General features: G+C 52.4%; 14 protein-coding genes. All 14 read right to left on the bottom strand.

Going from position 1 to position 13076, the window contains the following annotated elements:
• Positions 1 to 227: 227 nt before the first annotated feature.
• The 14 genes from rfaD to A1332_RS21445 all read right to left on the bottom strand — a co-directional run bounded on the left by rfaD (position 228) and on the right by A1332_RS21445 (position 13012).
• Complete coding sequence (gene rfaD, locus A1332_RS21510) at positions 228 to 1169, bottom strand: ADP-glyceromanno-heptose 6-epimerase (RefSeq protein ID WP_064010460.1); 942 nt, start codon at positions 1167 to 1169, stop codon at positions 228 to 230.
• A 5-nt stretch (positions 1170 to 1174) separates the two neighbouring features.
• Positions 1175 to 1621 carry a 50S ribosomal protein L9 gene (rplI, locus tag A1332_RS21505; protein WP_036274685.1) on the bottom strand — a complete coding sequence of 149 codons (447 nt, stop codon included), beginning with the start codon at positions 1619 to 1621 and terminating at the stop codon, positions 1175 to 1177.
• Between the two features lie 46 nt (positions 1622 to 1667).
• The gene (locus tag A1332_RS21500; RefSeq protein WP_064010459.1) at positions 1668 to 2576 is read right to left on the bottom strand and encodes a hypothetical protein; all 909 of its coding nucleotides are present in this window, start codon (positions 2574 to 2576) and stop codon (positions 1668 to 1670) included.
• 21 nt (positions 2577 to 2597) lie between these two features.
• Positions 2598 to 2828, bottom strand: a complete 231-nt coding sequence (gene rpsR / locus A1332_RS21495; protein WP_036274687.1) for a 30S ribosomal protein S18 — start codon at positions 2826 to 2828, stop codon at positions 2598 to 2600.
• Positions 2829 to 2853: 25 nt separating this feature from the next.
• Entirely contained in the window at positions 2854 to 3279 is a 426-nt protein-coding gene (rpsF, locus tag A1332_RS21490; RefSeq protein WP_036274688.1) for a 30S ribosomal protein S6, read from the bottom strand.
• Between the two features lie 140 nt (positions 3280 to 3419).
• Positions 3420 to 4781 (bottom strand): flagellar hook-length control protein FliK, encoded by a 1362-nt coding sequence (locus A1332_RS25780; RefSeq protein ID WP_064010458.1) that lies wholly within the window; start codon positions 4779 to 4781, stop codon positions 3420 to 3422.
• 27 nt (positions 4782 to 4808) lie between these two features.
• Positions 4809 to 5261, bottom strand: a complete 453-nt coding sequence (gene fliJ / locus A1332_RS21480) for a flagellar export protein FliJ (protein ID WP_064010457.1) — start codon at positions 5259 to 5261, stop codon at positions 4809 to 4811.
• Positions 5261 to 6610: a flagellar protein export ATPase FliI gene (gene fliI, locus A1332_RS21475; RefSeq protein ID WP_064010456.1), complete on the bottom strand. Its 1350-nt coding sequence runs from the start codon at positions 6608 to 6610 to the stop codon at positions 5261 to 5263. Before fliI ends, fliJ begins: the two co-directional genes overlap by 1 nt.
• Entirely contained in the window at positions 6607 to 7311 is a 705-nt protein-coding gene (locus tag A1332_RS21470; RefSeq protein ID WP_064010455.1) for a flagellar assembly protein FliH, read from the bottom strand. The genes fliI and A1332_RS21470 overlap by 4 nt, the downstream gene beginning before the upstream one ends.
• Positions 7298 to 8308: a flagellar motor switch protein FliG gene (gene fliG / locus A1332_RS21465; RefSeq protein ID WP_064010454.1), complete on the bottom strand. Its 1011-nt coding sequence runs from the start codon at positions 8306 to 8308 to the stop codon at positions 7298 to 7300. Before fliG ends, A1332_RS21470 begins: the two co-directional genes overlap by 14 nt.
• Positions 8301 to 10052: a flagellar basal-body MS-ring/collar protein FliF gene (gene fliF, locus A1332_RS21460; protein ID WP_082879822.1), complete on the bottom strand. Its 1752-nt coding sequence runs from the start codon at positions 10050 to 10052 to the stop codon at positions 8301 to 8303. Before fliF ends, fliG begins: the two co-directional genes overlap by 8 nt.
• 18 nt (positions 10053 to 10070) lie before the next feature.
• On the bottom strand, positions 10071 to 10382 hold the full coding sequence (gene fliE, locus A1332_RS21455) for a flagellar hook-basal body complex protein FliE (RefSeq protein ID WP_064010453.1): 312 nt from the start codon (positions 10380 to 10382) through the stop codon (positions 10071 to 10073).
• Positions 10383 to 10437: 55 nt separating this feature from the next.
• Entirely contained in the window at positions 10438 to 11820 is a 1383-nt protein-coding gene (locus A1332_RS21450) for a sigma-54-dependent transcriptional regulator (protein ID WP_064010452.1), read from the bottom strand.
• The gene (locus tag A1332_RS21445) at positions 11807 to 13012 is read right to left on the bottom strand and encodes a sensor histidine kinase (RefSeq protein WP_064010451.1); all 1206 of its coding nucleotides are present in this window, start codon (positions 13010 to 13012) and stop codon (positions 11807 to 11809) included. Before A1332_RS21445 ends, A1332_RS21450 begins: the two co-directional genes overlap by 14 nt.
• Positions 13013 to 13076: the final 64 nt, after the last annotated feature.

Below are 13076 nucleotides of genomic sequence, written 5' to 3'. Positions count from 1 at the left end.
TGCAGCAACCCTAAAGCAAGCTCTTCAACCGCCCGCTGGGGGTCCGATAAACAAGAATGGGCAATGCGAATTGCCGTTCGGCGACTCATCTGCGTTCTCGGCAGTTACTGTTGACGGAAAGAAAGGATATTTTACAACCGGGTCCGCGGCTATGCTTTAGAAAAACAACGAAATATGCCGGAATTTACCTTAAGACTGTCACCTTGTTGATGACAAAACAGCGCTCGCTAGCGGTTCAACCATTCCATATAAAGTTGTACGCCTTGCTCGACACTTTTGAATTGATGCTGACACCCGGTAGATCGCAGATTTTCGAGGTTAGCTTCGGTAAAACTTTGATAGCAACCTTTCAGGTGCTCGGGGAACGGTATGTACTTGATCTGCCCACGTTGGTGATAACGAATCACCGCGTTGGCAACATCGTTAAACGTCTGGCTACGGCCGGTACCGCAATTATAGATGCCGGATACCTGGGGATTGTCCAGAAACCAAAGATTAATATCCACCACGTCGCCAACATAAACAAAGTCGCGGCGCTGTTCGCCGTTGCCGTAACCGTCGCAACCTTCGAATAAACGTAATTCGTCGGACTCTTTAATCTGATTATTCAGATGAAAGGCGACGCTGGCCATGCTGCCCTTATGGGCTTCGCGCGGACCATAGACATTGAAATAACGTAAACCCACTACTTGCGCCTTCAGCTTTTGGTGTCTGCGCAAATATTGATCGAATTGAAACTTGGAATAACCGTAGACATTCAGCGGACCTTCATAAGCCAATGCTTCCTTGAAGGTTAAATCTGCACCGTAAGTAGCGGCGCTGGAGGCGTAAATAAACGGGATTTTGTGGCTTTGGCAATAATGAAACAGGGTTTTGCTGTATTCATAATTGTTGTCCATCATGTAACGGCCGTCCCACTCGGTGGTGCTGGAACAGGCGCCCTGATGGAAGATGGCTTCTATCGTTTCTGCTTGGAAAGCACCTTGTTGGAGTCGTTCCAAAAAGGTGCTTCTGTCCAGATAATCCGCTATCTGGCAGTCGACCAAGTTTCGGTACTTGATACCGCTGGTCAAATGGTCGACTACTAAAATATCATCATAACCGCGAGCATTCAGGCCCAATACCAGATTGCTGCCGATGAAGCCGGCGCCACCGGTTACGATGATCACAGACTTTACTCGGCTACCACTTTTACCGGCAGCGTAATAACGACGTCGGTATGCAGATTGATAGCGATGTCGTATTCGCCGATGTTGCGGATAACGCCGTTCGGCAAACGTATTTCGTGTTTCTCGACTTTAATGCCGGCAGCAGTAATAGCATCTGCAATGTTTTGCGTACCGACCGAACCGAACAAACGGCCTTCGTCACCGGTTTTGTGCGCGATAGACACGTTCAATTTGCTGATCGCTTCGCCACGAGCTGTGGCAGCCGCCAATTTTTCAGCCGCTTGTTTTTCCAGCTCGGCGCGGCGCTCTTCAAACTCTCTGATTTTTTTAGGCGTTGCAGGAACTGCTTTGCCTTGCGGAATCAGATAATTTCTGCCGTAACCCGCTTTGATGGTTACTTTGTCGCCCAGGTTACCCAGGTTCGCCGTTTTTTCCAGAAGAATGACTTCCATCGTTTTCTACCTCTTAGATCGACTTGATTGTCGAAAAATCGGGAGCTTACGCCCCATTTGGTTTTAGTTTATTTCGTAAGTCCAGCCAAGTGTCGGTCAGTCCGCATAACACGATCACCACCATCACATGCGGGATCAACATCAACGTCACGTATAAAAAAGGCACCATGAAACGACTACCCTTCATGACCGAGAACGTGGCGTGCAACACGGCGGTGCCTATCATCGTATAGGTCACCAGTAGCACCAACAACACGTTCCAGCACAACTCTGCGGTTTTGCCCGACGTCAACATCGCTACCCCAGCCACAAGCAAGGTAATTAATGTCAGATGCACATGCCCTTTCAAGGCCAAAAACTCGGCTCTGAAACCGCCCGGGTTGTATAGCGCCGCTTGCCACCATCTGGCCAAAAACAAACCGAACAGCAGGCCGTAAACGCTGCCGGCCGCGGCAACCCCAGTCATGAAATGCGCCAACAGTTCCGCGGACTGCTTAATTTGCTCCAGCGGCACATCGGTTTTGCCTTCCAGCATGGGCTGTAACATGAAGTTCAACACTTCGCGCCAAAGCTGTACCGGTTGCTCCTGAATCGTATAAATACCCAGCACCACCGCAACACCTAATAACACGGCAATTTCAATTGCCAGCGTCAGATAGCGGCCCTCGCGCAGTACTATCGAAATCAGCCAAACCGGCAGCCAAAAGGCCAGACCGTAAAGCAGTGCGTACTGGTAATTGCCGATCAATAAGGTACTTAATACAGCGGCAGCCAGGCATGAGCAAATCAGCACATACAAGCCTTCACTAGCCCCTCGCCTCAACGTTACCAATGAGACAGCGGCTGAACTTACAATACTGACAGGAGGAAATAGCAGCGATAGCAAGGCCAGGCTGGATGCGACCGTCATGGCCTGCATCCGTCCTTTCATAATGAAAGTGGCCAGAAATTGCACGCGCTATTCCCTCGTGCTAAATCACTTGTGTGCGTCGCAGAACGGCAACAAAGCCAGGAACCGCGCTTGTTTAATAGCGGAAGTCAGCTGTCTTTGATATTTCGCACTGGTACCGGTAATGCGGCTAGGAATGATTTTGCCGGTTTCGGTGACGTACTCGCTCAATAAATCCAGATCTTTATAATCGATTACGATCGCGTCTTCGCCGCTAAAACGGCACCCTTTTTTGCGTCTAATGTTATTACGTGCCATCACAATTCTCTTGGTTCAATGTTGATTATTCGGAATCCGCTACGACTTCAGTCTCGACGACTTCTACTTCAGCTTCTTCGGTTTCTTCTTCGACTTCTTCCTTAACGCGGTTACCGGCTTTTTGGCCGTCGTTACCGCTGACAGCAATCGCGGAAGGCTCGGTTACGGCCGCTTTTTGCGCCAAGGTTTGGCTGCGCAAGATAGCGTCGTTGAATCGAAAACCGCTTTCCAGTTCTTCAAGAGTGGCTTGGTCGCATTCGATGTTCATCAACACATAATGTGCTTTATGAATTTTTTTGATAGGGTAGGCCAAATGTCTACGGCCCCAATCTTCCAGACGGTGAATTTTGCCTGCGGCTTCTTCAACGGTGGATTTATAACGTTCTATCATAGCCGGCACCTGAGCACTTTGGTCAGGGTGGACTAAGAAGACAATTTCATAATGTCGCATGATTTCTCCTTACGGGTTTAAAAGCCTCCCGTCCGTCTGGACAGTGAAGCAAGGGACGGGGATAAATTCCCCAAAAAACTGGGCATTATAGAAATAGGCGCTGTTTTTGCAAAGCAATTTTTCAACAGCGCCTGAGGAGACTAGGCAAACAGGCTCAATAAACCGTTGCTGGCAATGGCTCTGCCTGCTTCAATTTCATCGAGAATAGTATTGGATGCATCGTTTGTCGCGCTATCGGCCTGGCCTTGGCCTCGACTATTGCCGCCGCGATTTTGCTCGCCGGCCGTTTGAAAGGACTCGCGTCCCGGTCTTTGTTCGGATTGTTGCTGGGAAACGTTAACGTCCGCCAAATTCAAGTTTTGCCCGCCCAACATTTCCCGCAATTTGGGGATAGCCGCCTCTATGGCGTCCCTGACCGCCGCATGCTGGGCGGTAAAAACCACACTGGCTTGGTCCTGATTCACATCAATCTTGATGGAAATCGGCCCGAGATGCTCCGGATTCAAGCGAATTTCGGCGGAAGGTACCGCTTGTTTATGCATCCACAGCAGTTTTTCGCCCAAGTCGGTGTTCCATTCTGGATGAGTTAAATGTTTTTCTATCGCCGGCGCCGGCGTTTGCCCGGCATTACTCACCGACTTATTCAGTTGGGCGATGTCGGCCGTCATTCTCGACAAACCCAAATCAGTCTCGCTAGCGCCGATTTGATTTTTGGTTGTATTACTCTGTTCGCTTTGAAAAGCGTTAGCCGCACTGTCTTGCGAAAATTGCTGAGACGCTCCGTCCTCGGCGGCCAGTGCTTTGGCGAAACCACCTTCCGCTACCAACCCTTTCCGCCCTTCTTCCGTGCCGTTCAATGCCGACAGCGCTTCTTTTTTGGCATCCATACCCAATAGTTCAGGGCTGTTTTTGATAGCAGACATCGCCTCGCTGGTTGCTACCGCGGATTTTAGTACCTCGTTAACATTATTCACGCTATCCGCAACCGGCAAGGGCTGAGCCTGCATCCCCGCCAGCATCGCTGCATTCTCTGCCTGCTCATTTGCGGTATCGGTATTTTCCGCCGCTATCTCGGCAAAGTTATCTTGATTTGCCGAGATAGCCGGTAAAATCGGGGTTTGTTGTTCGTTAACCGTAGCAGACTCCAAGCCTTGCAGATATTGCAACACATCCGCTAAAGCTTGCATGGTATCGTCCAGATTAATATCCTGACCCAGCTTGGTTGCCGTCGGCAAACTCTTGCCGAACAGAGCGGTAAAATCCTGCATGCTTTGACTATTCAAGGCGTCAGCCCCTAAACCGCCCAGCTGCTGCAAATTCGCCAATCCGGCGTCACCGGCTGCGCCCTTACTCAGCAAGCTATTCTGCAATTGCGCCAGCTGCTCAAGCAACGCCGCCGAAAACACGCCCCCGCCGCCTTCACCCAGCAGACCCGCAGTAGCAGAACCGGCACCTTCGGCGGAGGACAATAGAGACAGCGGATTTAAACCTTGGATATTCATGGCATTTCTCCTGACATTTTTATTTACTCAAGCACTTCCCGTGCCATCCTTACGTCCTGATCGCGCAGCCCGGTCGTCTTGCTCGGCCTGTTCGCGTTTTTGTTCGACTTTCATTTCTTCGACCAACGCCAAATCGCTGACTTTTTGCAGACTTTTGGTACGCTGATGCGCATCTTCCCAGCGCTTACGCGCCCGCTGCACCTCACGCTCGTGGTTGCTAACCGTCTGCTGCTGGCTTTCGATGGCCTGGTCGAGCTTGTCGGCAAAGGCCCTAAACTCCATCAACTGGCTGATATTGATACCAGCCTGCTGCCTGACGGCGAATTTACCTAAATAATCCAGACGGTAACTTTGTAGATTTTCTAGCTGGGCTTGCTGCTCTTGCAGTTTTTGCTGACTGATACCCAAGGCCTCCAGAGCGTCACGTTCCTGACGCGCATGCAGGTCGATGATGACTTTCAGGCGCTGGGATTTTTTCATCAGCTAGCCAGCAATTCCGCTAACTCGCTCAGACTCCGGCTCAAGTCCACCGATTCATCCATGCTTTGTTGCAGAAAATCCATGATCGCCGGATTTTTTTCTATCGCCTTGTCGATGCGCGGATCGGCTCCCGGCCGATAAGCACCGACGCTGATCAAATCCTTGTTCTGTTGGTAGGTGGAATACAAACGCCGCAAATCCCGCGCCATTTGCAGATGCTCCGGCTCTATGATGTCCGGCATCACCCGACTGATCGACGCTTCAATGTCTATTGCCGGATAATGACCGGACTCGGCCAAGGAACGCGACAACACTACATGGCCGTCCAGCACACCCCGCGCTGCGTCGGCAATCGGATCGTTGGTATCATCGCCTTCCGCCAATACCGTGTAAAACGCGGTAATCGAACCGCCGCCTTCGTCGCCGTTACCTGCGCGCTCCACCAGTTGCGGCAATTTCGCAAATACCGACGGCGGATAGCCCTTGGTAGCCGGCGGCTCGTCTATCGCCAAAGCGATTTCCCGATAGGCCTGAGCATAACGGGTCAAGGAGTCCATCAGCAACAACACATCCAGACCCTGGTCGCGAAAATATTCGGCGATACTGGTCGCCAATAACGCGCCATGCACCCGCATCAGCGGCGAATCGTCAGCCGGCGACGCCACCACCACGGCTCGGCGCAAGCCTTCTTCGCCAAGGATCTTCAGTACAAATTCGTTGACCTCCCTACCCCGCTCGCCGACCAGACCAACCACCACCACATCGGCGTTGGTAAACTTGGTCATCATCCCCAGCAACACGCTCTTACCGACGCCGGTACCGGCAAACAAGCCCATCCTTTGACCGCGGCCGACACTGAGAATGGCATTGATCGCCCGCACCCCGACATCCAGTGCCTCGCGGATCGGTTTGCGACTGAGCGGATTGATGGTGACACCGGCCAGGGACACCTTGGCATCGGTATCCAGCGGACCTTTGCTGTCCAACGGGTTACCGGCGCCATCAAGCACCCGGCCCAACAGACCGAAGCCGACACTCGCTAGACTGTTCTTACCCATCGGAATCACCCGACAACCGGGTTCCAGACCATGCGTATCGCCGGTCGGCATCAAAAATAATCGGGATCCGCCAAAACCGACCACCTCGGCCGTAATGATCTTGCCGGATTTGGTAATCACTTGACACAACGAACCAATGGCCGCCCGGCAGCCTTCCGCTTCCAGCGTCAAACCCACCATACGCGACAATTTCCCTTCAACCACCAACTCCAGAGGGTCCGCAGCCAGCCTTTCCCTGTATGGCTGCAATCGCGCCAGCCACACATCGGAACGATCAACACTGGGGATCATCGCCCAGAATCCTCACGGCGCTCGCCGCCCAGTACCGTGGCAATCACTGCGGCCACACGGCTTTCGACGCTGGCATCGATTCTCGACACTTCGGTTTCGACGGTGCAACCGCCACGGCTCAATAAAGGATTTTCCTGCAAGCGCCAGGGCGGCATGTTTTCATCGAGTTTTAACGCGGTGCGGACCAAGGCCGCATCTTCGGGATGTAAGTTGACGGTGACTTTCTGTGAGGCCAATGGCAAGGCATTGATCGCCTCTCTGACCACGCCGACGATCTCACCGGGTTCCAACTTCAATTCCCGGCGAATTAATTGACTGGCGATGGCAATGGTCAATTTCACCAACTCCTGCTCGACCGATTCGTCGAGTTGCTTGAAGGGCTCGCTGAGCGCTTCCAGCAAACTGGTGAGCTCGGCTGCCTGTTTTTGCAGCAAATGCAGGCTTTCTTCATAACCTTGCTTGCGCCCGGCCTCAAACCCTTCTTTTTGTCCGTCCGCGTAGCCTTGCTGCTTACCTTGTTCAAACGCTTCGGCATAGGCCTGCTTCTGAATTTCCTCAATCTGCTCGGCCGTCAGAACCTCGGTCACGTCTTCCAATTCAACCGCTTCGGAACGCGGGTTACTGAAATCCTGTAAATTAGTCCAGCGATCCAGAGCTTGCAGCTCGGACTCGGAAAACTTATTGCTCTTAGACGAACTCATCGCCACCGCCACTGCCGCCCAAAGCTATTTCACCGGCATCGGACAAGCGTTTGGCTATCGCCAGAATATCTTTTTGCGCGGCTTCCACTTCGCTCAGGCGCGCAGGCGGCGCGGCTTCCAAATCGTCGCGCAGCATTTCCGCCGCGCGTCTGGACATATTGGCAAAGACTTTGTCACGTAAACCGGTTTCCACGCCACGCAAGGCCAACAACAACTGATCGGTGGACACTTCACGCAACAGGGTTTGAATACCGCGATCATCGACGTTGATCAAGTCGCCGAACACAAACATTTTATCCTGGATACGTTGACCCAAATCGGCGTTGGCTTCGTTGATGTCTTGCATCATCGGATCGCTGACACCGCTTTCGATAAAGTTGAGGATGTTGGCCGCCGCGTCGATACCGCCGATTTGCGAGGATTTGACGCCATCGCTGCCGGTCAACTGCTTTTCCATGATGTCGTCAAGTTCGCGCAATGCCGCAGGCTGCACACCTTCCAAGGTGGCGATACGCATTAAAATATCGGAGCGCATGTTTTGCGGCAACAAAGTCAGTACGTCGGCGGCCTGATCGGCATCCAGCAAGGACAAAATAATTGAGATGATTTGCGGATGTTCCAGGCGGATCAAATCGGCGATGGAACGGGTATCCATCCATTTCAACTGTTCGATACCCTTGCTGTTGGCTCCCAACAAAATCCGGTCGATGATACTGCCGGCTTTGTCGGCGCCCAGCGCGTTGGTCAGCATGTTGCGGATGTACTCGTCGGAATCCAGACCCAGGCCGGTTTCGTTTTTAATTTCGATGATGAACTCTTCCAGCACCTCATCGACCATGCCCGAGCTAATCGGCCCGAGCTGCGCCATGTTCGAACCGATCAATTGCACTTCTTTCGGTCCCATATGCTTCAACACCGAGGCCGCCCTATCCTGCCCCACCGCCAATAGCAGCAGCGAAGCCCGTTGCGCATGCGTTAATTTCTCTTGATCAGCCATCGTCTTTTAACCAGGTTTTGATCACTTGCGCGACCAATTTAGGATCTTCGTCGATCAGTTTTTGTACATATTCCAAACGTTTTTCGTAGCTTTGTGGGGCTTCGAGTAACAATAAATCTTCTACCCCGGTAGTGATGGTGCGTACTTCGCCGGTTTCTTCATCAACCGACACCGCGACAGCCACCGGCTTACCGGTCTCATCGAAGCGGACCACACCGCCGGTAGCTTCCGCGATTGCCTTGGCTTGTTCAAGCGCCTCTAACTGTTCTTCCTTGGCAATCAAGGTGCGCAGACCCGGCCGCAATACCCCCATGATCAGCAGCAAGACTACAGCAACCGCCGCCAACTGTTTCAGCGCACTGGCGAACCAGGGTTGTTCCCAGATAGGTTCGGAAGGTACTTCTTCCATTGCATCGGGCAATCTGAACGCCACGTTGGTAACCGTCACCTGGTCGCCACGGCTGTTATCATAACCGACTGCCTGTTTGACCAAGTCGCGAAGTTGATTGAGATCTTCTTGCGAGTATGCAACTAGCGTAGCTTTACCGTCGGCTTGCGCCACTTTTTTATCGTCAACCACCACCGCCACCGACAAGCGTCGTAAGGCACCGGTGGCGAGTCTAGTATGGGTAATGGTTTTATCCAGTTCGTAATTGCGGGTGGCGGTTTTGTTGGACGAGCCGGAACCGGATTCCGCGGCAGCTTGTTTTTCCTGACCGCTAGCCACTTCCGGCGCAGTACCCGTTGGCGGCGGCTGATTGGACAACGCGCCGGGCACACCTTGCACTTTGGATAGGGAGTTATTTTCTTCCTGGGTTTGCTCACTGCGCAAGGCAGGCAAATCCGGGTTAAACATTTCCTGGGTTTTTTCGGTGACGGTAAAGTCAACGTCAGCGGAAATTTGCGCCCGCATGCCGTCACCGCCTACCAATGGCGTCAGGATGTTTTCGATCCGTCCACGCAGATGTTCTTCTATATTTTTCTTGTATTCGAATTGCTTGCTGGACAAGGACATGTCTTCGCCGCCTTCCTTGCTGTTCAACAAGCGGCCTTTCTGATCCACGACCGTCACTTGACTGGCTTCCATCAACGGTACGCTGGAAGCGACCAAATGGATAATGGATTCGATTTGTTCTTTTTCGAGGATCCGGCCTTGATACAGCTCCACCACCACCGAGGCACTGGGCTTTTTACGTTCGCGGACGAATACCGACTGCACCGGAATAGCCAGCAGTACTTTCGCGGATTTGACGTTCTGGATGGTTTGGATGGTCAGCGCAATTTCGCCTTCCAACGCACGTTGAAAACGCATTTGCTCGACATTTTTGCTGGCGCCGAAGCCATTGTCTTTATCCAACAACTCATAGCCTAAACTCGCACTGCGCGGCAGACCTTGCGCCGCCAATTGCAGTTTCAGTTCCCGGACATTATCCGCCGGCACCATAATTGCCCCGGAACCGGTTTCGACTTTGTAATCCACATTCAATTTGGTCAACGCGTCGAGAATTTCCGCGGAATCTTTTTCGGCTACGCCGGAAAACAGTAAATCGTAAGACGGGGCCTGCGACCACAATACCACCGCCACGCCAATCGCGACGCTGAGTGCCAAACCCAACATCAGACCAAGTTGGCGAACCATCGGCATTTTGCTCAGGCTTTTCAGGGCGGGATGCATTTTGTCGGCGTTCGCCATACTTAATTGGCTATGGGCCTCCATCGGTAGATTTCTGTCTAGTTCGCTCATGGCTTATATTCCGCTAGCCTACATTGACATGCCCATCACGTCCTTATAAGCATCCACCAGTTTGTTACGCACCTGGAGCATGGCCTGAAAGGAAACGCTGGCTTTTTGCGAGGCAATCATCACTTCCGCCAAGCTGACGTCACTCTGACCCATCTCAAACGATTTAGCCATAGCGCTGGCGGTTTGCTGGGTATTGTTCACGGCGTCGATGGATTGTTTCAACATGGCGGCAAAATCGCCGGACGTGTCGCTAGGCTGTGGCTTGACGCCGGCCTCTATGGACATTGCCCGCATCTGCGCGAGCACTTGGTTAACATTCATATCTGACATGATAATGACTCTTTTAGGTTGCCTTGCTTAGCATAAGCATTTTTCAAGCCAAGATTTAACCTGGTACCATCACTCCCGCTTCCTTCATCCGCGCAATTTTGTAGCGCAGGGTGCGCGGACTGATACCCAGCTTGGCGGCTGTGGTTTTCCGGCTGCCGCTGACATCGCGTAACATTTGCAAAATAATTTTTTCCTCGGCCGAACGCACGCCGTCACCCAAGCTGCCGAGCTCGAATTGGCTGCTCTCGCTATCGGTTTGCCGCGATTCTACGGCAAGACTTTGCACAGCAGCGGGCAAACTCGGCAAAACCAACATATCTTCCTCAAAAATCAGGTCGTCGGCGCCGATTTGACTCCGGCTTTGCAGGATCAACGCCCGCTGCACCACATTTTCCAATTCTCTGACATTACCCGGCCAGCGGTATGCGGATAACTTAGTCATTGCCGCCTCGTCAAAGCTGCAAACCGCTTTCCCGGCCGGGCTATGCTTATTCAACAGCTCCAGTGCCAGCGGCAAAATATCGCCAGGCCGCTCGCGGAGCGGCGGAATTCTGAGCGGAAATACGCTCAATCTGAAATACAAATCTTCGCGAAACCGGCCATCCTGCACATAATCTTTTAATTTGCGATTGGTCGTCGCCAAAATTCTGACGTTCAACGTTATCTTGCGATGACTGCCCAAACGTTCGACTTCTTTTTCCTGTAGCACCCGCAGTAATTTGGCTTGCAGCGATATGTCCATTTCAGAAATCTCGTCCAGCAATAGAGTACCGCCTTGCGCCAGTTCGAATTTACCGGGCGCCGATTGAATGGCACCGGTAAACGCGCCTTTCTCGTAACCGAATAGCATCGCTTCCAGCATGTTTTCGGGAATCGCCGCGCAATTGATGGCCTCGAACGGGCCGGCATGATAATGCGAGTTGCGATGAACATAACGGGCCAGCACTTCCTTACCGGTACCGCTTTCGCCTTCCAGCAGCATGGTCACATCGGTTTTGGCTACTTTGCTGGCCAGTGCGTAAAGCTTTTTCATGCTCTCGTCAGCCACTACCCGCTCGTTAACCACTGGCGCTTGCAGCGTGATCAACGACGCCACCTTATCGACCAACATCCCGGCTTCGAAGGGTTTGATCAAATAATCGGCAGCGCCGGACTGCATGGCTTCCACCGCTTTGGGGATGGTGCCGTAAGCCGTCATCAGCAACACCGGCAACTGCTCGAATTTTTGCTGAATATTGTGCAACAGCTGAAAACCGTCCATCACCGGCATTTGTACATCGCTGACTACCAATCTAACCACATACTTGGCCAGCTGGCTCAGCGCCTCAATACCGTTTTTCGCGGAGATTACCCGATAGCCTTCAATTTCCAGGGTATCGCACAGCGCCTCGCATAAAGCCATGTCGTCTTCGACGATAAGCACGTCATACTGTTTCATAATTTTGCTCCATTTTGGCAACACCTGCGGACAGTCCCAGGGTGTATTGACTGATACAAGGCAGGTTCAAGCAAAAACTCGTCCCCTGCCCCGGAGTGGAACGACACTTGACGCTACCGCCATGCGCGCGTGCCACGCTGTCCACCACCGCCAAACCCAGACCGGTGCCGTTGGACTTGGTGGTGTAAAACGGTTCGAATAATTTAGTTTGCTGCGCTTCGGCGATACCGGAACCGTCATCCGTCACCGTGATGTCGATGCTGCCTAAATCGCTCCGGCGGACCGTTAAAGCAATTTTTTGCGCACCAGCCTCGGCCGCATTATTGATTAAGTTTAATAATGCCCCGCGCAGCGCATCTTCATTTCCCAGTAACTGATCGGTGCTGATTCGGTTTTCAATGCTAAATTCGCCCGCAAAACTATCGGCCGCTTCGGCGAGATGCGCCAGCAGCCGCTGCAATGAAAAACTTTGCATCGCCATGCGGCCCTGCTTGGCAAAGATCAGCATGTCGTTAACTTGGCGCTCCAAGTAATGCAAGCGCTCTAAAATTTTCTCGGAGAACTGTTGGCGTTTTTCATCTGTTATCGAGGGTTTGCTCATTTGTGACGCATACAAAATCGCGGTCGCCAGCGGCGTACGCACCTGATGCGCCAGACCGGCCACCATTTCCCCCATCGCACTCAACTGCTTGTGCTGAGCCAGCGTGTCTTGCAAGGAGCGCAATTCGCTGACATCCGACAACAGAATGATTTGTTCGGCATCGTTACCCAACGAGCTATGGGTGATATTGACTTTACGGCCGTCCCTGAGCTGGCGTTCATGCGGCGATTCGAAAACCGGTTGCAAACTGCGCGCCGCCACACTCGACCATAATTGGCCCAGCAAGGGTTCCCCCAAAAAGTCCACGGAATGAACATTGCAATCGATGATCATTCCGTGCGCATTCAGCACAACCACCGCCGCCGGCAAGGCCGCTAGAATCTGTTGCAAGCGACTGGCGAGCTTTTCCTTCTCGATCAGCGTGTTTAGACGCTCGCTACGCGCGGCCTGCAACTCGCGATTGAGTTTTGCCACTTGCTCTTCCAAACCCTGATAGGAATGCGCAAGGTTTTCCGAAAGTTCGTTAAATATCCGGAATGCATCGGTTAAGCGTTCGGTTTTTTGTTGTTGATGCAGCTCTAAAGCACCCATATTTAGTCGCCTAATTGATTGTCTAGACGCTAACAGCAAAATTTAGACCATTTAAATTTACATC

The sequence above is a fragment of the Methylomonas methanica genome, from assembly GCF_001644035.1.
Classification (GTDB): domain Bacteria; phylum Pseudomonadota; class Gammaproteobacteria; order Methylococcales; family Methylomonadaceae; genus Methylomonas; species Methylomonas methanica_A.
Note: the sequence above shows the minus strand (reverse complement) of the source record. Positions and strands in the feature narration are given on the sequence as shown.

Bases quoted from the DNA above. Each gene is read 5' to 3' on its own strand.
- rplI (WP_036274685.1), bottom strand. From the start codon at position 1,621: ATGGAAGTCATTCTTCTGGAAAAAACGGCGAACCTGGGTAACCTGGGC.
- rpsR (WP_036274687.1), bottom strand. From the start codon at position 2,828: ATGGCACGTAATAACATTAGACGCAAAAAAGGGTGCCGTTTTAGCGGC.
- rpsF (WP_036274688.1), bottom strand. From the start codon at position 3,279: ATGCGACATTATGAAATTGTCTTCTTAGTCCACCCTGACCAAAGTGCT.
- A1332_RS25780 (WP_064010458.1), bottom strand. From the start codon at position 4,781: ATGAATATCCAAGGTTTAAATCCGCTGTCTCTATTGTCCTCCGCCGAA.
- fliJ (WP_064010457.1), bottom strand. From the start codon at position 5,261: ATGAAAAAATCCCAGCGCCTGAAAGTCATCATCGACCTGCATGCGCGT.
- fliI (WP_064010456.1), bottom strand. From the start codon at position 6,610: ATGATCCCCAGTGTTGATCGTTCCGATGTGTGGCTGGCGCGATTGCAG.
- A1332_RS21470 (WP_064010455.1), bottom strand. From the start codon at position 7,311: ATGAGTTCGTCTAAGAGCAATAAGTTTTCCGAGTCCGAGCTGCAAGCT.
- fliG (WP_064010454.1), bottom strand. From the start codon at position 8,308: ATGGCTGATCAAGAGAAATTAACGCATGCGCAACGGGCTTCGCTGCTG.
- fliF (WP_082879822.1), bottom strand. From the start codon at position 10,052: ATGAGCGAACTAGACAGAAATCTACCGATGGAGGCCCATAGCCAATTA.
- fliE (WP_064010453.1), bottom strand. From the start codon at position 10,382: ATGTCAGATATGAATGTTAACCAAGTGCTCGCGCAGATGCGGGCAATG.
- A1332_RS21450 (WP_064010452.1), bottom strand. From the start codon at position 11,820: ATGAAACAGTATGACGTGCTTATCGTCGAAGACGACATGGCTTTATGC.
- A1332_RS21445 (WP_064010451.1), bottom strand. From the start codon at position 13,012: ATGGGTGCTTTAGAGCTGCATCAACAACAAAAAACCGAACGCTTAACC.